The sequence below is a fragment of the Cupriavidus sp. F041 genome (assembly GCF_057814235.1).
The window spans coordinates 3,215,537-3,235,677 of the sequence record NZ_JBVASY010000001.1 but is presented as its reverse complement, the minus strand read 5'-3'; the positions used below and the strand labels follow the sequence as shown (position 1 = coordinate 3,235,677).

At 66.6% G+C, this 20,141-nt stretch carries 26 protein-coding genes and 2 pseudogenes; 22 read left to right on the top strand and 6 right to left on the bottom strand.

Going from position 1 to position 20,141, the window contains the following annotated elements:
• Positions 1 to 112: 112 nt before the first annotated feature.
• The 4 genes and pseudogenes from ACZY0R_RS14870 to ACZY0R_RS14855 form a co-directional block, all read left to right on the top strand.
• Positions 113 to 679: pseudogene (locus ACZY0R_RS14870) on the top strand (hypothetical protein); the annotation flags it as partial.
• 220 nt (positions 680 to 899) lie between these two features.
• Positions 900 to 1,976, top strand: coding sequence for a plasmid mobilization protein (locus ACZY0R_RS14865; RefSeq protein WP_488859114.1), 1,077 nt, complete (start codon positions 900 to 902; stop codon positions 1,974 to 1,976).
• A complete protein-coding gene (locus tag ACZY0R_RS14860; protein ID WP_045237534.1) occupies positions 1,976 to 2,167 on the top strand; it encodes a hypothetical protein in 192 nt (63 codons plus the stop codon). The genes ACZY0R_RS14865 and ACZY0R_RS14860 overlap by 1 nt, the downstream gene beginning before the upstream one ends.
• 22 nt (positions 2,168 to 2,189) lie before the next feature.
• Positions 2,190 to 2,687, top strand: coding sequence for a hypothetical protein (locus ACZY0R_RS14855; protein ID WP_488859113.1), 498 nt, complete (start codon positions 2,190 to 2,192; stop codon positions 2,685 to 2,687).
• Here ACZY0R_RS14855 and ACZY0R_RS14850 read toward each other — a convergent pair.
• Positions 2,654 to 2,839, bottom strand: coding sequence for a YjfB family protein (locus ACZY0R_RS14850; RefSeq protein ID WP_045237536.1), 186 nt, complete (start codon positions 2,837 to 2,839; stop codon positions 2,654 to 2,656). The two genes, ACZY0R_RS14855 and ACZY0R_RS14850, sit on opposite strands and share 34 nt — an antisense overlap.
• Before the next feature lie 347 nt (positions 2,840 to 3,186).
• On the opposite strand from ACZY0R_RS14850, the gene ACZY0R_RS14845 reads away from it, so the two are divergent.
• The 3 genes from ACZY0R_RS14845 to serA all read left to right on the top strand — a co-directional run bounded on the left by ACZY0R_RS14845 (position 3,187) and on the right by serA (position 5,444).
• Positions 3,187 to 3,696: a S1C family serine protease gene (locus tag ACZY0R_RS14845; protein ID WP_488859112.1), complete on the top strand. Its 510-nt coding sequence runs from the start codon at positions 3,187 to 3,189 to the stop codon at positions 3,694 to 3,696.
• A gap of 15 nt (positions 3,697 to 3,711) precedes the next feature.
• Positions 3,712 to 3,999: a hypothetical protein gene (locus ACZY0R_RS14840; RefSeq protein WP_488859111.1), complete on the top strand. Its 288-nt coding sequence runs from the start codon at positions 3,712 to 3,714 to the stop codon at positions 3,997 to 3,999.
• Positions 4,000 to 4,232: 233 nt separating this feature from the next.
• Complete coding sequence (gene serA, locus ACZY0R_RS14835; RefSeq protein ID WP_045237537.1) at positions 4,233 to 5,444, top strand: phosphoglycerate dehydrogenase; 1,212 nt, start codon at positions 4,233 to 4,235, stop codon at positions 5,442 to 5,444.
• A 29-nt stretch (positions 5,445 to 5,473) separates the two neighbouring features.
• Here serA and ACZY0R_RS14830 read toward each other — a convergent pair whose 3' ends face one another.
• Positions 5,474 to 5,650: an H-NS family nucleoid-associated regulatory protein gene (locus ACZY0R_RS14830; protein ID WP_414629486.1), complete on the bottom strand. Its 177-nt coding sequence runs from the start codon at positions 5,648 to 5,650 to the stop codon at positions 5,474 to 5,476.
• Between ACZY0R_RS14830 and ACZY0R_RS14825 the strand changes: the two genes are divergently transcribed.
• The 5 genes from ACZY0R_RS14825 (at position 5,622) to ACZY0R_RS14805 (ending at position 9,639) form a co-directional block, all read left to right on the top strand.
• Positions 5,622 to 6,311 (top strand): hypothetical protein, encoded by a 690-nt coding sequence (locus tag ACZY0R_RS14825; protein ID WP_488859110.1) that lies wholly within the window; start codon positions 5,622 to 5,624, stop codon positions 6,309 to 6,311. The genes ACZY0R_RS14830 and ACZY0R_RS14825 overlap by 29 nt on opposite strands.
• A 302-nt stretch (positions 6,312 to 6,613) precedes the next feature.
• The gene (locus tag ACZY0R_RS14820; protein WP_488859109.1) at positions 6,614 to 7,336 is read left to right on the top strand and encodes a DUF4198 domain-containing protein; all 723 of its coding nucleotides are present in this window, start codon (positions 6,614 to 6,616) and stop codon (positions 7,334 to 7,336) included.
• A 13-nt stretch (positions 7,337 to 7,349) separates the two neighbouring features.
• On the top strand, positions 7,350 to 7,640 hold the full coding sequence (locus ACZY0R_RS14815) for an iron transporter (protein WP_488859108.1): 291 nt from the start codon (positions 7,350 to 7,352) through the stop codon (positions 7,638 to 7,640).
• Positions 7,637 to 9,283 carry a PepSY-associated TM helix domain-containing protein gene (locus ACZY0R_RS14810; protein ID WP_488859107.1) on the top strand — a complete coding sequence of 549 codons (1,647 nt, stop codon included), beginning with the start codon at positions 7,637 to 7,639 and terminating at the stop codon, positions 9,281 to 9,283. The genes ACZY0R_RS14815 and ACZY0R_RS14810 overlap by 4 nt, the downstream gene beginning before the upstream one ends.
• Positions 9,280 to 9,639: a DUF3325 domain-containing protein gene (locus ACZY0R_RS14805; RefSeq protein ID WP_488859106.1), complete on the top strand. Its 360-nt coding sequence runs from the start codon at positions 9,280 to 9,282 to the stop codon at positions 9,637 to 9,639. Before ACZY0R_RS14810 ends, ACZY0R_RS14805 begins: the two co-directional genes overlap by 4 nt.
• A 7-nt stretch (positions 9,640 to 9,646) precedes the next feature.
• Here ACZY0R_RS14805 and ACZY0R_RS14800 read toward each other — a convergent pair whose 3' ends face one another.
• Positions 9,647 to 10,120: a hypothetical protein gene (locus ACZY0R_RS14800; protein WP_052685929.1), complete on the bottom strand. Its 474-nt coding sequence runs from the start codon at positions 10,118 to 10,120 to the stop codon at positions 9,647 to 9,649.
• 168 nt (positions 10,121 to 10,288) lie between these two features.
• On the opposite strand from ACZY0R_RS14800, the gene ACZY0R_RS14795 reads away from it, so the two are divergent.
• Positions 10,289 to 10,711 carry a PaaI family thioesterase gene (locus ACZY0R_RS14795; RefSeq protein ID WP_488859105.1) on the top strand — a complete coding sequence of 141 codons (423 nt, stop codon included), beginning with the start codon at positions 10,289 to 10,291 and terminating at the stop codon, positions 10,709 to 10,711.
• An 86-nt stretch (positions 10,712 to 10,797) separates the two neighbouring features.
• Here ACZY0R_RS14795 and ACZY0R_RS14790 read toward each other — a convergent pair whose 3' ends face one another.
• Complete coding sequence (locus tag ACZY0R_RS14790; protein ID WP_488859104.1) at positions 10,798 to 12,219, bottom strand: MFS transporter; 1,422 nt, start codon at positions 12,217 to 12,219, stop codon at positions 10,798 to 10,800.
• Positions 12,220 to 12,467: 248 nt separating this feature from the next.
• On the opposite strand from ACZY0R_RS14790, the gene ACZY0R_RS14785 reads away from it, so the two are divergent.
• The 7 genes from ACZY0R_RS14785 (at position 12,468) to ACZY0R_RS14755 (ending at position 16,676) form a co-directional block, all read left to right on the top strand.
• Positions 12,468 to 12,869 (top strand): response regulator transcription factor, encoded by a 402-nt coding sequence (locus ACZY0R_RS14785; protein WP_488859103.1) that lies wholly within the window; start codon positions 12,468 to 12,470, stop codon positions 12,867 to 12,869.
• A 135-nt stretch (positions 12,870 to 13,004) separates the two neighbouring features.
• Positions 13,005 to 13,163: a hypothetical protein gene (locus ACZY0R_RS14780; protein WP_488859102.1), complete on the top strand. Its 159-nt coding sequence runs from the start codon at positions 13,005 to 13,007 to the stop codon at positions 13,161 to 13,163.
• Positions 13,164 to 13,352: 189 nt separating this feature from the next.
• On the top strand, positions 13,353 to 13,991 hold the full coding sequence (locus ACZY0R_RS14775; RefSeq protein ID WP_488859101.1) for a hypothetical protein: 639 nt from the start codon (positions 13,353 to 13,355) through the stop codon (positions 13,989 to 13,991).
• Between the two features lie 189 nt (positions 13,992 to 14,180).
• A complete protein-coding gene (locus ACZY0R_RS14770) occupies positions 14,181 to 14,411 on the top strand; it encodes a hypothetical protein (RefSeq protein WP_156177058.1) in 231 nt (76 codons plus the stop codon).
• 302 nt (positions 14,412 to 14,713) lie between these two features.
• Complete coding sequence (locus ACZY0R_RS14765) at positions 14,714 to 15,790, top strand: methyltransferase (protein ID WP_045237546.1); 1,077 nt, start codon at positions 14,714 to 14,716, stop codon at positions 15,788 to 15,790.
• Between the two features lie 42 nt (positions 15,791 to 15,832).
• Positions 15,833 to 16,297, top strand: a complete 465-nt coding sequence (locus ACZY0R_RS14760) for a ferritin-like domain-containing protein (RefSeq protein ID WP_488859099.1) — start codon at positions 15,833 to 15,835, stop codon at positions 16,295 to 16,297.
• 100 nt (positions 16,298 to 16,397) lie between these two features.
• A complete protein-coding gene (locus tag ACZY0R_RS14755; RefSeq protein WP_488859760.1) occupies positions 16,398 to 16,676 on the top strand; it encodes a hypothetical protein in 279 nt (92 codons plus the stop codon).
• Positions 16,677 to 16,691: 15 nt separating this feature from the next.
• On the opposite strand, the pseudogene ACZY0R_RS14750 reads toward ACZY0R_RS14755, so the two are convergent.
• A pseudogene (locus ACZY0R_RS14750) lies at positions 16,692 to 16,829 on the bottom strand (GntR family transcriptional regulator); the annotation flags it as partial.
• Positions 16,830 to 16,889: 60 nt separating this feature from the next.
• Between ACZY0R_RS14750 and ACZY0R_RS14745 the strand changes: the two are divergent.
• Positions 16,890 to 17,834, top strand: coding sequence for an NAD(P)-dependent oxidoreductase (locus tag ACZY0R_RS14745; protein ID WP_488859709.1), 945 nt, complete (start codon positions 16,890 to 16,892; stop codon positions 17,832 to 17,834).
• A gap of 101 nt (positions 17,835 to 17,935) precedes the next feature.
• On the opposite strand, the gene ACZY0R_RS14740 is transcribed toward ACZY0R_RS14745, so the two are convergent.
• A complete protein-coding gene (locus tag ACZY0R_RS14740; RefSeq protein ID WP_488859097.1) occupies positions 17,936 to 18,229 on the bottom strand; it encodes a hypothetical protein in 294 nt (97 codons plus the stop codon).
• 267 nt (positions 18,230 to 18,496) lie between these two features.
• Here ACZY0R_RS14740 and ACZY0R_RS14735 point away from each other — a divergent pair, with 267 nt between their 5' ends.
• Positions 18,497 to 19,861 carry a TAXI family TRAP transporter solute-binding subunit gene (locus ACZY0R_RS14735; RefSeq protein ID WP_488859096.1) on the top strand — a complete coding sequence of 455 codons (1,365 nt, stop codon included), beginning with the start codon at positions 18,497 to 18,499 and terminating at the stop codon, positions 19,859 to 19,861.
• Positions 19,862 to 20,141: the final 280 nt, after the last annotated feature.

Here is a 20,141-nt window from a genome sequence, read left to right as displayed (position 1 = left end):
CCGCGCGTGGGATCCCCCCCTCCTTCCGCGCTGCCTCCCTCCCGTAAGCAACACGGGCGATTTCGCCCATCACCGGCTACCTGCGCGGACTTGCCCTCCCGTAGCGCCGGGGATGCGTCACGCCTGTCGATTCCTGTCGTCCGCGGATCCCGCCTTGATGCGATCGCGGCGACGAAGCACCGGCAACAAGCGGCGCGCTTGCCCTGGCAGCGGCACCCACCCGAGGAGAAAACCAATGCAAACGCCCACCACTCGCCAACGCTTGCCCCTGCGCCGGCCGCCAGGCCTTGCGCTCGCCGCCGCCTGCGCGGCCTGCATCGTACTGGGCGGCTGCGATGCCAACAGCCTGTTCGGCGCGCATGCCAACACGCCCAGGCAGAGTACCGAACCGGTGCGCGAGGGCAACTTCATCACGGTGCCCGAGGCATCGCCGCTGCGCACCCAGCTGCAGGTGCAGACCATTGTCGAGCAGGTGCTGGAGCGTCCCATCGAGGTGCCCGGCTCGATCGAGGCCGACGCCGCCAAGCTGGTCAAGATCGTACCGCCGCTGGCCGGGCGCATCGTCCGCCTGCACGCCGCGCTGGGCGACGTCGTACGCAAGGGCGACCCTCTCTTTACGCTGGATTCCGCCGAACTGAGCGCGGCCGAGGACGAGGCACGCAAGGCGCGCGCAGCGTTGCTCGAAGCAAAGCTGAACCTGGATCGCCAGCGCACGCTGTTCGAGGCGGAGATCGTGGCGCGCAAAGATTACGAGCAAGCCCAGCTTGCCTACTCGCAGGCAAGCAGCGACGCCGAGACCACGGCGGCCCATCTCGCGCAACTCGGCGCCGCTGGCCGGCCACGTCATCGAACTCGAGGGCGCGCAGGGCGGCTTCTGGAACGACACCGGCGCCCCGGTCATGACCGGGGCCGACCTGTCCACCGTCTATCTCGCGGCCAGCGTGTCCGAGAAAGACATCGCTTCGATCTTCGTCGGCCAGCCCGCCGAAATCCTGCTCAATGCCTACCCCGGCAAGCCCGTGACCGGCCAGGTCCGCTACATCGGCGAGATCCTCGACCCCGACACCCGCACCGTCAAGGTCCGCGTGGCGGTCGACAATAAGGACGGACGCTATCGCCCCGGCCTGTTCGCCAAGGTGATCTTCGCGGGCGAAAAGCACCCGGCGCTGCTGCAAAGCGGGCTCTACACCCGCGTGCTGGTGGAAAAAGCGCCCTTCCGCTTTGAGCCGCGCCTGGTCACCACGGGCGCGCATGCCGACGGACAAGTCGAGATCCTCGCCGGGCTCAAGGCCGGCGAGCGCATCGTCGTGAAGAACGGAGTACTCCTCCATGATGACCGCCTCGCCGCAGCAGGGGGCCGCGCAACTCCTGGTTGCGCTGGAACGCGCGATGGCGCCGGTTCCCATCGTGCTGTTGCGCCTGGAGGTGATGGGCGGCCATGCCGAGGCGGCCCAGACGGGACACTTCCGGTGCTGGCCCGGGCTGGTTGCCAGAGCGGCGGCTTTGCGAGCCGTGGCCACGCCTGCGGCGGAAGGCCAGAAAGCGGAGCCCGTGGCGGGATGAAACCTGGCCCGTCCCGCATGTGGCTGCGCGCGATGGGCCATCGCTATAAGCGCTTTTTTCATCACAAATCACGCTTGACACGCCTAGACCCGGCTCCTACCATGTACATACCATGTGCATGTACATTGGAGTCCGGAATGGCCACTGCAACTGAACGGATTGTCGTACAGGTTACGGCGAGCCAGAAGCGCGCAATCGCAAATACCGCCAAGCGGCTCGGCCTCAACGTGAGTGAGCTGATGCGGCAAGCCGCGCAAGGCTTTACGCCCGCGAACGATGAGGAAGACATCAACGCCCTGCTTGAGCGCGTCAACATTTCCACCAAGGAGGCGAATGAAGCGCTGGACGATGCATTGTCATTCGTCGCTGAGTCCAACAAGCGTATCGCCGCGATGTCGGAAGGGAAGGCGTAATGGGCGTGACGGACAAAGTGTGGGACGCGCTCACGACCGTCATCAAGATGAACGACAAGGTTGTCTCGCTGGCCGGCACGGTGAAGGAGCAGCAGGCAAGGATCGAGGGCCTGACAGAGCGCGTCATCAGGCTCGAAGCGACGCTTGACCTTCTACTGCGCGCCAATGACGTGAAGAAGATCAAGGGCTAGGAAATATCCGGAGCGCGAACGCGTGGCGATTGCCACCGCCCTTGGCCTGACCCTGCTTGTCTCGATACTGGACCTGCTCCATGTCTGGTGGATCGGCGACTACTACTGGGACTCCTCGCTCACCCGCTACGTGTCGCTGATATTCAGCCTGACGATGGGTTGGCTGCTGGTCGACCGCTACGATGCCCGCCAGCACGCGCTGGTCATCGAGATCCACGACAACGGCCGCGGCTTTGCGCCGCAGGCGGCCACCCTCGGGAAGGGACTGAGCAATATGCGCCGGCGTGCCGAGACCATCGGGGCGATGCTTGATGTGCGCTCGTCGCCGGATGGCACTACGGTACGCCTGGTGTTCGCGCTGGCGCCGGCAGCCGAAAGCGGCAACGGCGGACCCTTCTGCCGGCCAGAGCCAAGCCGCCGATCGCGGCGCGATCGGCGCGACGGACCGCGCCTGATCAGTGCCGACCGGGGCGCGGACACCTCATATCACACCTTGATGTCGATATTCTGGCCAAGGTGAGGAGGATTGCTGGCGGGGACGCCGACTTGCGGCACCGATTGCAGCAGGGCTGCCGCGCTCTGCCCTTGCATGTCGAGCGACTTGCGCAGCATCAGCAAGGCCACCGGATCGGTACCCACGCTGCTCGCAGAGCTAATGATAGAAGTGTCCATGAACGGGTCTTCCTGATTGTGGTTAAGGTTTGGTTGAAGCTGAAAATGGCGTTGAAACCAGCAGGAAGGCAGACCTTCCTGCATCTTGTGTTGTCGGCCTCCAGCCTGAAACCTTTAGCGCGGCGGCCGGCTGGCGGCCGGCACGGCGGCAGCCGGCCCGCTTGTCATCCGGAGCGTTTATGATGAGCGGCCCGTCCGCCGTGGACGGGAACAACCGGCGAGCCCGCGCAGCGGCTGAATCCGGCGAAACCAGCTAGCAGAATAAACATCATGGGTCGGGCGGCAAGCATTGCGGGAAACATCGCTATTTCGTGTTTGGCTTTTGGCGCGCTTGGCATCTCCCTGGATTGCCTGGCGCTGGACGCGAGAAGATCACGCATGCCGCCAGCCTGTTGCATGCCGATGCCGAGCGGGATCTCTGTATCCTGCGTGCCAAGGGCCTGACCGCCCCGGCCGTGAGGATCGCGCCGTTGTCCGCGCTCAAGGTCGGGCAGAAGGTCTATGCCATCGGCGCGCCGCGCGGCTATGAACTGACGCTCAGCGATGGCCTGCTCTCCTCCCTGAACAAGGATGAACGAGACCGCATCGTCCGCCTCCAGACCACCGCGCCGATCTCGCCCGGCTCCAGCGACGGCGGGCTGTTCAATGCGGACGGCCAACTCGTCGGCATCACCTACCTGATGCGGACCGACGCGCAAAATCTCAACTTCGCCATTCCCGCGCAGTGGATCGCCGAGGTGCCGGCGCGTTCCGCACAGGCGCAGCAGTCCTACCGGAATGAGATGGTTGCGATGGCTGTCCCCGCGACCAAGGCGGCGTCCCCGCCACGCCCCGCCGCCGGCCCGCAGGGCAGGTAACTGACCGGAGCCGAGTTGGCGAGCCACTTTACGCACCTTGGCCGGGTCGACGTCATCGCGCCCTCCGGCGTGACGCTCCGGATGCAAGTCCGGGGAAGCGGCAGCCTCGATGTCACCAATGCCGTCAGCCGAAGCTCGTCGCCGGGCCGTTATCGCGTCGACACGCAGGCGAACCAGGTCTGCCTGGACCTGGCCAACCCGATGTTCAGCGCAATGCAGGCGTGCTATGGCGTGACCGAGGCCAGCGGGCGCTTCGTCATGCGCTCCGTTTCAAGCCCCTTTTACTTCTCATACACGAAGTAGCAAGCGGGCGAGCGCCACGCCGGCTGCCGCCGGATTTGCCATTGGCGGCAATGTGGGTGTTCGGCTGGCTTGCGCTGCCTGCGTTACCATGTCGGCGTACGTTTCGCATTGCGCATGCCTGCGCGTCGCCACTTGCGCAGGTTTTCCACCCGGAGCCGCCGCGGCACGGGCTTGCGCATCACCGCACCCTCGCTGCACCCACGCCGCGCCATCGCCGTCATCACCCAATCGCCATGACCTCCGCACTACTGCTTGAAAACATCCATGACACCGCCGTCGAGCGCTTCAAGGAAGCACAAGTCACCGTGGAACGCCGCACCGGCGCGCTCGCCGGCGACGAACTCCATCGCGCACCCGAAGGCCACCAGATCCTGGGCATCCGCTCGGCCACGCACCTGGGCGCCGCTGAAATCGAGGCCGCCAGGCACCTCATCGCGATCGGCTGCTTCTGCATCGGCACCTCGCAGGTAGACCTGGACGCCGCGGCCCGCGCCGGCATGCCGGTGTTCAATGCACCGTTCTCGAATACGCGCTCGGTGGCCGAACTGGTGATCGCCGAAGCAATCCTGCTGCTGCGCCGCGTTCCGGAGAAGAACACCCTGGCGCATGCCGGCAAGTGGGCAAAGGGCGCCACCGGATCGTTCGAGGCACGCGGCAAGACCATCGCCATCATCGGCTACGGCAATATCGGCTCGCAGGTTGGCGTGCTGGCCGAAGCCATGGGCATGCGCGTGGTGTACTACGATGTGCAGGCCAGGCTGTCGCTCGGTTCGGCGCGCGCGGCGCGCTCGCTGGCGGATGCGGTGTCGCATGCCGACATCGTGACGCTGCATGTGCCGGCCACCGCGCAGACCAGAAAGATGATCGATGCGGAGGTGCTCGGCCAGTTCCGGCGTGGCGCTATCCTGATCAATGCCTCGCGCGGCACGGTGGTGGACATCGACGCGCTGCGCGCGGCGTGCGACGCGAACCACATCGCCGGCCTCGCGATCGACGTGTTCCCCGAGGAGCCCAAGACCAACGCGGACCGCTTCACCAGCCCGCTGCAAGGCGTGCCCAACGCGATCCTGACGCCGCATATCGGCGGCAGCACCGAAGAGGCGCAGGAAAATATCGGCACCGAAGTCGCCACCAAGCTGATCGCCTTCCTGCGGACCGGCGACACCATCGGCGCGGTGAATTTCCCCGAGGTCAGCCCCGGCCCGCTGACGTCGCCGGCACGGCTGCTCAACGTGCACGGCAATGCGCCGGGCGCGCTCGCCGCGCTCAACACGCTGCTGGCGCGCGACGGGGTCAACATCGTGGCGCAGCATCTGCAAACCAGTGGGCAGATGGGCTATGTGGTGACCGATCTGGACAAGGCCCCGTCGCCGGAACTGATTGCCGCGCTGGACGCGGAACCGGCTTTTATCCGCTGCCGCACCCTGCTCAACCCACAGGCCTGAACAACGGCAGCGGCAACCCGCCGCTGCCGTCAGCTCACCCGGAAGTGCTCCACCGACTGGCCCGCGTTCACCGCGCGCAGCAGCCAGGCCGGCATGGGGCCTTCGCCATCCCAGACCTGTCCCTCGGCATTGCGATAGCGGCGTGCGGGAGCGGCCGCAGGCGTCTGTGAAGCTGCAATGGCCGGTGCCGGTGCCGGTGCCGGCACTGCGCGTGCCGATGCTGTCGGAGCCGATGCCGGAGCCGGCCCCGCAACTGGCGCCCGTTTCACGATTGCCCCCGCTTTCGACGCGGGCACGGACATCGTCACCCGCGCCGGCAACGGCAGCGGCAACGGCAACTGCACCGCTGCCGGGGCAGGCGCCGGCTCCGAAGCGGATACAGGCGACGTCACCGAATCTGCCGCCGGCATCGCCACCGAAGTTGAATCGGGCGCGGGCACGGGCGTTGCGTCTGCGATAGCCGCCGGCGCGGCTGCCGCCTGCGTTTGTACTGGCGCGGTATCCCGGGCCGGCCCGCGTTTGTGGGCTGCCACTCTGCGCGATGGCTTCGGCGCTACCGCCGGCGGCGCCGTCACGGGGCCGGCAGGCAAGAGCGCCGGCGGCAACACCGGTTCCGCCACCACCGTGGCCAGCACGGGCGCGGCGACCGGGGCCGGGGCCACCACCCTGTCGAAACAACCTGCCGCCTCAAGTTCGTCCATGGAGATGCCGAGCCGCTCTATCTGGACGCGAATCCAGACAATGGCAGCGACTTTCCTGACGTCGGCGGGAACTGAAGAAGGCATGGCGGAAGACACAATATATGCGGGTAATAGGGGCGGGAAAATGGTCGAGGATGCGATGCTGGCCGCACACCGGTCATCCTGAAGTTCGCACATGATAGCCGAGCGCGGACTCCGGCCCCGCAACCCTCCAGATCAGCATACTTCCAACAGGCCAAAAGCCCCACTCCGGCCGCCCTCCCAGGCGCTGCAAACCGGCCTCCGGAGCGCCTCCGCCCGGTACTGCATCCAACCCGGGCAATCCGTCGTCATATTGCAAAACCCACACATTTCAAATGAGAACGATTATCATATGCGTCTTTCGCAAGGCGCTTTCCGGGTATCCGGCCGGGCACCATGCGCAACTCGGCGCCGCCACGCACCGTCTCACCTTGAAAGGACGCATCAATGCATCGCCTCATTACCTCCGCCCTCCTTTGCGGCGCCGCGCTTGCCGGCACCGCCCAGGCCCATCAGGTCTGGCTGGAACAGACGCCGGCGACGGCCCAGCTGTATTTCGGCGAGTTCAACGAGAACCTGCGCGAGATTTCGCCGGGATTGCTTGACCGCTTCGTGCAGCCCAGCGCCACCCTGGTGACGGCCAGCGGCGAGCAGCCGCTCAAGGCCGACAAGGCGGCCAACGGCTTCGTCCTATCGGCGCGTGCCGGCGTTGGCGAGTCCATCGTCGCGCAGGATGCCGGCTATCCCGTGCGCGAACGCAAGGACGGCGACAAGGTGATCCGCACCGCCTGGACGCCGGCAGCCCGCTTGCTTGGCGCCGGCGGCACTGCCGCGCTGGCCCCCAAGCTCGCGCTGGACATCGTGCCGACCGGCCGCGCCGGCGAATACCAGGTGGTCTACGCCGGCCGTCCGCTGCCGAAGGCCAAGGTGGGCGTGGCGGTACAGTCGGGCTGGGGCCGGGAGCTGCGCACCGACGACCAGGGGATCGTGCGCCTGGCGCAGCCGTGGCAGGGCACCTACGTGCTGGAAGTGCACCACGTCGACAAGACGCCCGGCGAGCGCAACGGCAAGCCGTATGACATCGCCAGCTACGTCACCACCCTGTCGCTGACGCAGACGGATGGCCTGGCCGCGCTGCCCGCCGCACCGGCCGCCGCGCCGAACAAGTAAGGAAGGGGCCGACATGGGGCTGAGCCAGACCGGCCGCTATCGCCTGAGCGTTGTCTCGCGCATGGTGGCCGCCATCGGGGGCGGTTACGTACTGGCGTCCGTAGCCACCGGCCTGCTGGCCGTGCTGCTGCCGCTGCCGCCCGCCGAGGCGGTGATGACCGCCACGCTGCTGTCGTTCTCGCTGTACGCGTGCGCGGTGCTATGGGTGTTCGCCGCCGGCAGCGCGTTGCGTGCATGGACCGGCGTGGCCGTGCCCGCGATCGCGTTTGGCGCGCTGCTGGCTGCCTTGCGGAGCGCATCGTGAAAGCCGGTTTGCGTCAGTCGATGGCATGGCTGCACAGCTGGTCCGGGCTGCTGGTGTGCTGGGTCCTGCTGCTGGTGTTCTGCGCCGGCACAGCAAGTTATTTCAAGGACGAGATCACGCTGTGGATGAAGCCTGAGCTGCATCGCCCGGCGGCCACGCCAGTGTCCAGCGCCGAAGCCGCGAGCCGCGCGGTGGCATTCCTGCAGCACAACGCAGCCGATTCGCCGCGCTGGCTCATCGACCTGCCGGACGAGCGCAACCCCGCGGTGCAGGTGCGCTGGATGCGTCCGCCCGGCGCCGCGGCCTCCGGCATCGGGGGCGGCCGCGGACGCTTCGAGAGCCGCACGCTGGACCCCGCCACCGGCGCCTTCCTGCAACAGGTGCGCGACACGCGCGGCGGCGAGTTCCTTTATCGCCTGCACTTCGACCTGTATTTCATGCAATCGATCTGGGCGCGCTGGATCGTCGGCTTCTGCGCCATGTTCATGCTGGTCGCCATCCTCAGCGGCGTCATCACGCACCGGCGCATCTTCCAGGATTTCTTCACCTTCCGGCCGCGCAAGGGCCAGCGGTCCTGGCTCGACGCGCACAATGCCACGGCCGTGCTGGCCTTGCCCTTTCACCTGATGATCACCTACACCGGCCTGGTGACGCTGATGTTCATGTACATGCCGTGGGGCATCCAGACGGCATACCAGGGCAGCCAGCAGGCCTTCTTCAACGATGCCTTCGGACGCGCGCCCCAGGCAAAGCCGAGCGGACAGGCAGCCCCGCTGGCACCGGTCGCGCCGCTGGTCGAGCGAGCCGCGCGCCGCTGGGATGGCGCGCAGCCCGGCAGGATCGATATCACGGTGCCCGGCGACACCAACGCCACCATCAGGGTGTCGCGCGGCGCGGGTAAATCACTGTCCTCCGACGAACCGTCGATGCGCTTCGATGGCGTCACGGGCGCCCTTGTCGCAACCGTGGGCGATACGCCCGCGGCCGCCAGCCAGACCCGCGGCGTGATGGTGGGCCTGCACGAGGCGCACTTCGCCGGCCCCCTGCTACGCGCGCTGTTCTTCCTGAGCGGCCTGGCAGGTTGCGCCATGGTCGCCACGGGCGCGCTGCTATGGGGCGTGAAGACGCGCCAGGGCCAGGCCAGGGCGCTGGCCACGGGCGCGCGCCCAAGCTTCGGCCTGCGGCTGGTGGATGCACTTAACATCGGTGCCATTGCCGGCCTTCCGATCGCGTTCGCCGCCTATTTCTGGGCCAACCGGCTGCTGCCGGTGTCGATGGCGCAGCGCCCCGACGCTGAGATCCATGCCTTCTTCATCGCCTGGGCCACAGCCGCCGTGCTGGCACAGTTACGGCCAACGCGCGGAATGTGGCGTGCGCAACTGTGGGGCGGCGCGCTGATGCTCGCCGCCATACCGGTGCTCAACGCCGTCACCACCGATACCCACCTCGGCGTGACGCTGCTGCAAGGCCAGGGGCCCGCGGCCGTGGCGGGCTTCGACATGACGGTACTGGCACTGGGCATCGCGCTGGGCGCAGCAGCGTATATGCTGGGCCGCCGCTCGAAGGCACGCACGCCCGCGCGGCACGCGGCGCGAGCCGGCGACGCGGGTCTGCAGGGCGGCGACGCGAAGGGGGCGGCATGAACGCCAGCCATGGCTTTTTCACCGCGCTAGCCTTGACCTATAGCGGCTTCACGGCGCTCAGCCAGACGCTTGACCGCCACTATGCCGATCGCCATGGCCGCGGCAGTTCCCCTTGCGCATCGGAGCGGCTGCGGCTGCATGGGCTGGGCTGGGCCGCGCTGGCCCTCGCCCTGGCGGCTTGCGTGCGGCACGAAGGCTGGCCGATGGGCACCGTCTCCTGGCTCGGCACGCTGACGCTCGGCGCGCTGCTGCTGGTGTTGCTGCTTTCCTACGCGCCTGCGATCGCCGTACGCGCGTCCCTGTGGACGGGGGCGCTGGGCGGATGCGGGCTATTGGTCATGAGCGTGGCGCCCTGAGCCATGGCTACCGGCATTTCTTGTACGGCGCATACTCCTTGCCGTTCCAGCGCCAGACCGGAAAGCAGGTGCCCGGACCGCCCACCGCGATGTCGGGAAAGCCGAGGTTCTTCGACTTCAACGCCTCCGGCTGCCCCGGAAAGCCGAACTGCGGCTTCCACTGTCCGCTGGCATCCTTGATGTACAACTGCATGAAGACCCCGGCCATGCCGCCCACGCAAGTGCCGTAGAGGTTGGTGAACACCTCCGGCTGGCCGTCGCCGTTCAGGTCGATCACGGTCGCGTCGTAGTCCACGGATTCATTGCAGGCCTTGTCGAAGACCTTGCCCTTGAGCGCCTTGAGCTGGCCATTGGTGGCCTCGACGACGATCCTGGCATCGGTGGTGGGCGCAGCCAGCGCCACGGCGGCCGGGCCAAGCGTCCCGGCAACGGCAAGCGCCACGCTCAGCACGGTGGCCAGGGACTGTGGATGCCTGCGCATCGCGGTCTCCTTAGGGGTGAGGGTATGCAACGCCGTTTCTACTTCCCCTTCACTCCGGAGCAGCGAACCTAGCGTTTCGATGATACGAAGAACCCGTGAAGGATGCCAGCCACGAATGCGGGGCTATCATTACGGCCATTCCAACTCATCACCACCGGCCCGGTAGCCATGCCTGACAACACCCCCGCAAGCCAGCCCTACGCGCTGGAAAATCCCTTTCTCGAATCCCTGGATGTCGTCATCGAAGAGTGGCAGCCGGACCTGGTACGGATGTCGCTGGTGCCGCAGGCCGCGCACGTCAACAATACGGGCGTGGTACAAGGCGGCATCCTGGCCACGCTGCTGGACGCGGCGGGGGGCTACGCCGGCTTGTTCCCGGAGAACGGCGTGCGCCGCGCCGCCACGACCATCTCGCTGAACGTCAACTATGTCTCCTCCGCGCACGTGGAACCGCTGCAAGTGGTGGGCCGGCGCGTGGGCGGCGGGCGGCGGGTGTTCTTCTCCAACGCCGAGATCACGGATAGCCAGGGCCGGCTGATCGCCACCGCGCAGGCAGCATTCCGCCGGAAGGATCCGGTCTCGGCTTCCTAGACAACTGAAACGCTCCCGCGAAAGGGACAGCAAGGCGAGCGCGACCACCGCGCCCGCGGATGCGGCGTTCGCGCTGGCGGCATTCACTATTTGCGCGCCGACAGCGGTGGAGCGATCTCCTCCAGTGGCCGTTTTTCCGCGCTGACGGCATAGCGCAAGGCGAACAGGCCCGCGCCAATCACCAGCGCCGCGCCAATGCCATAGCCGCCGGCCACCGCCGCGCGACTGCCGGTTTCGATCAGTGCGCCGAACAGCAGAGGCCCGATAAAACCCCCGCTGCCCGTCCCCGCTGCGTAAAAGATGGAAATGGCCAGCGCGCGCGTCTCTAGCGGAAAGACCTCGCTAACCGTCAGGTAGGCAGAACTGGCCGCGGCGGACGCCAGGAAGAAAACGGCCGACCAGCACAGCGCCTGGCTGCGCGCATCGAGCCAGCCCTGCACGAAGGCCCATCCGGTCAACCCCAGGCCCACGCCTGACAGCACATAGGTAAGTCCGATCATGCGGCGCCGACCCACGTGATCGAACAGCGGCCCCAGCAGCAGCGGACCGAGCACGTTGCCCAGCGCGAAGGGGAAGATGTACAACCCTACGCGGTTGTCAGGCACGCCGTGAAACCGCGTCAGTACCAATGCATAGGTGAAGAAGATGGCGTTATAGAAAAACGCCTGCGAAATCATCAGCGCCAGGGCCACCGCGCTGCGCAGCCGGTAGCGCTTTAACAGCACATGCGCAACCTCGCCCAGGGTGGCCGCGCCGCAGCGGGAAAACGTGACCGTGCCGGTTGCGGGTGGCAGCGTCCCGTACTGCGCGGTCACCTGCGCCTCGATCGCGATGACGATTTGGCTGGCTTCCTCGCCACGCCCGTGCGAAAGCAGCCAGCGCGGGCTTTCCGGCACATCCCGGCGCACCATCAGGATGGCCACCGCCAGCACCGCGCCGAGCAGGAACGCGGCGCGCCAGCCCAGCGCCGGGCCCAGCAGGCGCGGATCCAGCAAGATCAGGCTCAGCCCCGCACCGAGCGCCGCGCCAACCCAGAAGCTGCCGTTGATCGCGAGATTGACTCGTCCGCGCAGGCGGGCCGGGATCAGTTCGTCGATCGCCGAGTTGATGGCCGCGTACTCTCCGCCTATGCCAACGCCCGTCAGGAAACGGCACACCGCGAAGAAGACAAAACCGGTAGAGAAAGCGGTGGCCAGGGTCGCGGCCATGTACACGGCAAGCGTCACCAGGAACAACGTCTTGCGGCCCAGGCGATCGGCGAGCCGCCCGAACACCAGCGCGCCCAGGACCGCCCCGCCCACATACAGAGATCCAAGCCATCCCACCTGCGACGCATCCAGGCCCAGCCCGTCCGGGCGCTCCAGCACGCCGCCCAGCGAGCCCACCAGCGTGACTTCCAGCCCGTCCAGCACCCACGCCACCCCTAGCGCGATCGCCACCCGCCAGTGCCAGCGCGACCACGGCAGGCGGTCGAGGCGGGCTGGGATATCGCTTTCGATGAGTGGCATAGGCAGTTTCCGGCCCCTGGAGCCGTGCGTGAGCGAGGATGGCAGGCACGTCGCCGAAGAAACCGCTGCGGCGTGCAACATGGATGCCCGAGACGCCACAGGCGCAGCCGCGCACGATGGCGAGAACGCACCAGCACGGCCATGCGGGCGCGGCTCCCTCATATTCCCTCTGGCCCGGCCCTTGCGTGCATCCGGATCACCCGAGCGCGCTTCAGTCTCGAAGCCCGCCTCCATCATAGGCAGATCCCGTGCAGAGTCGCGTACATACCATTCTCGTAGTTGACGACGAACCTGGCGTAGCGGACGCCCTGGCCTGCGCGCTTGAGCAAGACGGCTATGCCGTGGAAAGGGCGTCCGACGGGCTCAGCGCCTTTGCCCTCGCGCAGCGCGTGCATCCCAGCATGGTGGTGACCGACTGGGTCATGCCGCACGCCGATGGCGCGCTGTTGTGCAATCTGCTGCTGGGCGAGCAAGCGCTCAGTGCTACGCCTGTCGTGATCTCGACCAGCGCAAGGCCGGAACCCGCGATTGCTAATGCCACGGTGCGCTACTGCCCCAAGCCCTGCCACCCCGACGAAGTGGTGCGGCTCGTGCATGCGCTGACCGGCGACGCCGACACCCTTCGTGTGTACGACGCACCGCCTGCTTGAAATTCTTACCGCTTGCTTGCGCGCCGGCGGCCCGCGGCCGCAGGGCGCACGCCGGGTCGGCCATTGGCGCTTTCGCCGCCATTCGTTAAACCCGACAGGCCTACAATGAATCATGGCCACCTCAAAGGAGCCGCCATGACAACCTATATGCTCTTCCTCGGGGCAATCGTCCTGCTCTACGCTTTCATTATTCGCGCCGGTTTTTTCCACAAATCCGTGCTCTATCCGGAACACGCCCATCCCTTCCACTACTGGTGGGACCGCATCGTCCATCACCAGAAGAAGACCGGTTAGCGCCCTCGCAACACGGAAGGCTCTCGAAGGCCTCCCCGCCCGCCACCCGGCGGGTTTTTTCATGCGCGGACAGGGCGCGAAGTCCGGCACCGGCGGCGGAAGGCGGGTCCAAGCGCCCCTTGCTGCTCATGCCAGTAACCCAGGTGCTAAACTCGCGGCCTTCTCAATCAAGGCCCTCTCCCCCTGTTCATGCGCCTCTCCCTATTCGCGTCGCTGTCGCTCTCCCTGGCATACGCTAGCGCGCTGGCAACCCCGGCGGCCCCCACGCCGGCCCAGGTCACCGCCGCCATCCAGCAGTTCGAAGCCGAGCGCATCAAGCAACTGGAACAGACCGATCCGGCCGCCGCCGAACGCGCCCGCTCGCCGGTCGTGGCCTCGCTGGTCGCCTCGATCAAGGCCCATGCGGTCAAGGGCTGCCTGCCGGCCAGCGCCGGCGAGATCGTTTGCATCGTAGGCGTCCAGGCCGGCCTGCGCGACGGCTATCGCGCACTGGCTTTTCGCGACAATCCCGAGCCGTGGGTCCTGGTGCGGCGTGAAACGCCCGATGTGAACGGGCCCGATGCCGCCCAGGCCACCGCCGCGATGCGCGAATTCGCCCGCGCGGAACTGAAGAAGAATCCGTCCGGCGAGCATGCCGCGGAACTGACTTCGATGGCCGAGTCGCTGGTGGTCAAGCAACTGAACCACTGCGGCCTGAGCCGCGACAGCGGCAATCTTGGCTGCGACGCCATGATTTCGGTTGGCGGCGCACCGGAAAAGCGCGTCACCGGATTCGCTTTCGCACTGGAGCCTGCGGGTTGGCGCTTTCTGCCGCGCTCCACGGACTGAGCGCACCGAGCCGCCAATAGCGTGGCCTTGCGATGGCACAAAAAGTGCCCCTTAGCACACTAGGGTCAAATCAATAGTCTTTCGCGATTACCCCGACACGGGGGATCGATCGCGCGTCGCGCGGGTGCACAATGCGGCCAGCCCGCTACATGCGGATCTGCCTATACCGCAATACCGTAATACCCGCCTTTGACCCTGACGCTTATGTTCCAGAATCCGAACGCAGATATCGATGCGGCCCGACGCGCAAATATCTCGAACGAGGTGGGCACCGGCACGCTGCCGGCGTTGTCGGCGCAGCCCGCGCAGGCGGGAGAAGCCACCGCGCAACAACTGGCGGAACGCCGGACGCGCGCGCTGGCCGATACGCTTGAAGAAGCCATCCGCAGCCGGCCGTCACGCGCCAGGGCTTCGCGCTGACGTTGCGCTTCGTGCGGTGGCGGACGCCATCGGATGACGGCCCGCCGAGCGGCGGGCTTGTCGGTTTGCGCAGGCCTGGCGCGCGGTAATCAGACTTCCTGCATTGCGCCGCGCCTACCTGCCCCAGCGCGACACGCGCCGGCAAGCGCTGGTCCCGGGGCCTGCACATCTGCTTGATCGCCGCCATCGCCGCCGGCTGCCGGAATCGCTGGATTTCGCCTCTTCCGGCATCTAGAGTTACCAGCATCCTACCCCACGCCCAGGCGCCCGGATGTCAGCCGGTGGCGGTGATGAGGTGACTTATGCAGAACGGAAAAGATGCCGCCCGCGACGCAACTGCCGCCAGCCCCTGGCAGGTGCCGGACCTGACGCCGGATCGGCTGTTGCAACTCGGCATGGGCTTCTGGGCCGCCAAGACCCTCCTGAGCGCGGTGGAGCTTGGCGTGTTCACGCAACTGGCAAAGGCACCGCAGGACGCGGCGGCACTGAGCGCCGTGCTTGGCCTGCATCCGCGTGGCGCGGTGGATTTCCTCGACGCGCTGGTGGCGTTGCACGCACTCGAACGCGAAGACGGCAAGCCCGGCAATCTCTACCGCAACACGCCCGACGCCGAGCTGTTCCTGGACAAGGCCAAGCCCACCTACGTGGGCGGCTTGCTGGAAATGGCCAATGCGCGGCTGTATCCGAGCTGGGCATCGCTCACGGACTCGCTGCGCACCGGCCGCCCGCAAAGCGAGGCCGCCGAAGAGGGAGACCTCTTCGCGGCGATCTATCGCGACGAGCAGAGCCTGCGCGGATTCCTGCAAGCCATGACCGGCGTCAGCCTGGCCGCAGCCCAGTCCATGGCGCGCAAATTCCCGTGGGCGGAATGCCAGACCTTTATCGACATCGGCGCCGCGCAAGGCGCGCTTCCGGTGCAGATCGCACTGGCTCACCCGCACCTGCGCGGCGGCGGCTTCGACCTGCCGGCGGTTGGCCCGGTGTTCCAGGAATATGTCGCCGCGCATGGCTTGCAGGACCGCCTGCGCTTTTACCCCGGCGATTTCTTCGCGGACCCTTGCCCGCACGCGGATGTACTGATCATGGGTCACATCCTCCACGACTGGGATATCGATCAGAAGCTTTACCTGCTGGAGAAGTGCTACTCGGCACTGCCGGCCGGTGGGCGCCTGATTGTCTACGACGCCATGATCGACGATGCGCGCCGGCAAAACGCCTTCGGTTTGCTGATGAGCCTGAACATGCTGATCGAAACGCCGGGCGGCTTCGATTACACCGGCGCGCAGTGCTGCGCATGGGCCCGGCAGGTGGGTTTTGCGCAGGCGCGCGTGGAGCCGCTCAGCGGGCCGGATTCCATGATGATCGCAACCCGGCAATAGCAGCGCAGCATCGCAATGCCGACACGACGGGAAGGACCTGCCATGGCCGAAATGGAAAAAGACAAGGTGGTAAGCGTGCTCAACCGGATCCTCGAAGCCGAGCTTGCCGGGGTGGTCCGCTACACCCATTACTCGCTGCTGGTGTTCGGCTTTGGCCGCATCCCGATCGTTTCCTGGCTGCGCGAGCAGGCTAACGAATCGCTGCTGCATGCGCAGCAGGCCGGGGAATGGATCACCACACTCGGCGCCTATCCGTCGCTGGCCATCGGCAAGCTGCTCGACAGCCATACCTTCGATACCGCAGCCATGCTGCGCGAATCGCTGGAGGCGGAGAACGCCGCCCTCAAGCTGTATCGCGAGTTGCTGGCGCTGGTGGAAGACCGCTCGGTGGCGCTGGAGGAGTTCGCGCGCCAGATGATCCAGATCGAAGAACTGCACGCGGGCGAGGTAGACAAGATGCTGCGCAAGCCAGGGCAATCCGCGGCCTTCGCACCACCACCGGCCTGACGCCATCCGTCGGCCAGCCGCGAGTCGCGGGCGGGCCCAGAAGTCCTGGTCGGCTTGCCCGACACGGTCTACCGTATTCTTCATATGCTCGGAGACTGCCTTGCGCGCGCTCCGGGTCGCGCGCCTGGATGGCGGCGCACATGGCTTCGTGCTCCCGGCGGATCCGCGCCATCTCGGCCTCGCTGCGGCGCTCTGCCGCCAGAGCCGCCAGAGCCGCCAGAACCGCCATCTCGGCTTCGATGCCGCGGCGCAACTCGATGATGCGCACCACGACCCGCGCCGGATTGTCGTCGCCGGGCTCGAGCCGCAAAACCTCAGTGGCCTTGGGATCAAGCACCAAGGTGCCGCTGCCCTGCCTCGTCTCCACCAGCCCTTCTGACTTCAGCCGCGAAATAGCCTCGCGCACCACCGTACGGCTCACGCCGTATTGCCCGGTCACGAACTTCCCGGTAAGTAGGCGCGCATCGACGAGATAGGTGCCCCCGCGGATCTGGCTTGCGAGCAACTCGGTGATACGATCTGCCACGGTCATCGCACTTGCCGGTTTCCCGGGCGCTGCGGCGCGCCGGGACTACCTGGAAATCAAAGGCATCTGCGCCGGCGGCCCCGGCAAGCGCGCCGCAATACCCAGCACAAGAACGGAGACAGCATGAAGACAATCGGCATGATCGGCATCGGCATGATGGGCCATGGCATCGCCACCAATATCGCAAAGCACGGCCACCCGATGGTGCTGCTGGACCATCCCGGCAACCAGCCGCTGGACAACCTGCTGGCTGCCGGCGCCGCCACTGCTGCCAGCCCGGCCGCGCTGGCGCGCGCGGTGGATGTCGTGATCCTGTGCGTGACCGGAACGCCGGAAGTGGAAGACGTGCTGTTCCGCCCGGATGGCGTGATCGCCGGCCTGCGCCCTGGCGCCGTGGTGATCGACTGCTCCACCGCCATCCCCTCCTCCACCGAGCGCATTGCCGCCGCGGTGGCCGAGGCCGGCGGGCGCTTCCTCGATGCCCCCATGACGCGCACGCCAAAGGAAGCCGCCGAAGGCCGCCTCAACCTGATCGTCGGCGGCGACCGCGCGCTGTTCGACGAATGCCGGCCACTGCTGGCCTGCTTCGCCGAGAACATCGTTTACGCCGGGCCGGCCGGCTCAGGCCACCGGCTCAAGCTGCTGCACAACTATGTATCGCTGGGCTTCTCCGCGGTGCTGGCCGAAGCCGCCGCCTGCGCCGGGCGCTCCGGCGTGGACCCGGCCGTGCTGGTGGAAGTGCTCGCCAAGGGCGGCGGCGACGGCGTCATCCTGAACCGCCTGCGCCCCTACATCGAGTCGCAGGACAACTCGGGCTTCCGCTTCTCGATCGCCAATGCGCTCAAGGACATGGGCTACTACACCACCATGGCGCAGGAGTTGGGCGCGGCATGCGCGACAGCGGAGGCAGTCCGGAATACTTACGAACGCGCCAGCCACAGCGAACGGGCGCAGCCCACAGTGCCGGAGCTGATAACCATCCTGGGCGATCCCGCAGGGAAAACGCACTGAACGGAGTCCTGTCCCGGGGCCGGAGCGCCAATAAAAAAACGCTGCAGGGCGGCATCGATGCCACTCTGCAGCATTCGGTTTCAGGCGTACGGCACGCCCGGTCAGATGCCAAGGATCTTCTTGGCCTCGCCAAGCGACTTCATCGCCTCGTCATGCTTGCCGGCCTTGTGATAGGCCTCGCCGTCGGCGCGCAGCTTGGCCACCTTGGCGGCGTCTTCCGGCGATAGCGCCGGCTTGGTGGACAGCTTGGCGTCGATCGCCTTCATCTCGTTCGGGCAATTGTGGGCCAGCGCGAGGCTGCTTGTGCCTAGCAGGACAAGCGCGGCGAGAATGGAAAGGAACTTGCGCACGGCGGTCTCCTTCACGATGCAGGGCGGATATTCAGCATAGTTCATCGGGAGCGGCAAGGCGGCTCCTGCGTCGGGCGGCAGCGCTTGTACGCCCACGGGTCAGCGTCTTGCGTTTTTCGGTGCCTCGGGGAGATACCTGGCCCGGTTCCCGGGGGCAGGCTGGATGTGACCGGTAGACAACGTGCGCGCACCCTTTCCAGCGCGCCGGGCTCCGGAAGTCCGCAAAACCAATGCGGACTGCCGCCGGGCATGGAAAATGCAGCCTTGCACGGGTGCTATCATCCAGCGGCTCTACCCTCCGCAATCGTGCCGATGACGCCCGACCCCACGCCAGAAAAACCCAGACCAACCACTGCGCTCCCCGATATCCACCGATTGCGCGCCCGTTTCGTCGCCATTTCCTGGCGCGACCTGGCTGTGTCCTTTGGTCCCGCGCTTGTATTCAGCCTCGCGGCGCTGTGGCTGGCGGTCTGGCTGGTGCAGCCGGCGCCGCCGAACACCATCTCCATCAGCGCAGGCCCCAAGGGCAGCTCCTTCCATGACGCGGCCGAGAAGTACGCACAGATCCTCGCGCGCAATGGCATCAAGCTGAATGTGCTGGTCTCCGAGGGCTCGCTGGACAATGTGCGGCGGCTGGCCGACGGCAAGCAGGCAGTCGACCTGGCATTGGTGCAGAGCGGCATCTCCAGTGAGGTGGACAAGGAGGGACTGGTCTCACTGGGCGGCGTGTTCTATGCCCCCATCTCCGTGCTGTACCGCGGCAAGGAAATGCACAAGCTGTCCGACTTCCGCAAGTCGCGCATCGCCATCGGCCGCGAAGGCAGCGGCGCCCGCGTGCTGGCCCTGGCCTTGCTCAAGGCAAACGGCATCGAGCCTGGCGGCAGCGCCAGCCTCATCGCATACGATGGCGACGACGCCGCGCAAGCGCTGGTCGACGGCGAGATCGACGTGGCCATGCTCACCGGCGATTCCGCCACGGGCCCGACCATGCGCAAGCTGTTCCGCACGCCAGGCATCCGCCTGCTGGATTTCGCCCAGGCCGATGCGTATACCCGGCGCTTCCTTTACCTGCAGAAACTGGTGCTGCCCACCGGCGTATTCGACCTCGGCAAGAACCTGCCGGCGCATCCCATCCGCCTGATCAGCCCGACGGTGGAACTGGTGGCGCGCGACACCCTGCACCCCGCGCTGTCCGACCTGCTGATCGAAGCCGCGCGCGAGGTCCACGGCAAAGCCAGCCTGATGCAGAATGCCGGGCAGTTTCCCTCCGCGACCGCACACGAGTTTCCGCTGAGCGACGATGCCACCCGCTACTACGCATCGGGCAAGGGCTTCCTCTACCGGCATCTCCCGTTCTGGCTGGCGAGCCTGCTCGACCGCGCACTGGTGGTGCTGGTGCCTATTATCGTGATCCTGATCCCGGCCTTCCGGCTGGTGCCTTCGCTGTACAGCTGGCGCGTCAAATCCCGCATCTATCGCTGGTACGGCGCCTTGATAGAAATCGAGCGCGTCGCGCTGGTGAACCCCACCGACGAGGAAAAGACCGAACTGGCAGCGCGCCTCGACCAGATCGAGGAGGCGGTAAACAGGATGAAGATGCCGCTCGCCTACGCCGACCAGTTCTATGTACTGCGCGAGCATATTGTCTTCGTCCGGCGCAGGCTGACCGGATCGTAGCAAGCGCATCAAGGCAGGGGCAACCGGCCTGCCCGGCGCAAGGATGAGGTGGATGGCCGGGTTCGGCTGCGGATTCAACTGGGTGATCTGGGCGCTTGCTGCGCCCAATTGATGGGGTCAGACAACGAGCTTGGCAACTTCAATCAGAAAACTGCACAAAAACTCACCCTTTGGCCGCTACCAGACAGCTGTGACCTGACGGCCAGCCCCAAACCACGCCCGTCACCTTCGCGAACTCTTGCGTCCATAGGACATCTTCAGTTTTGCCTCAACATGCATT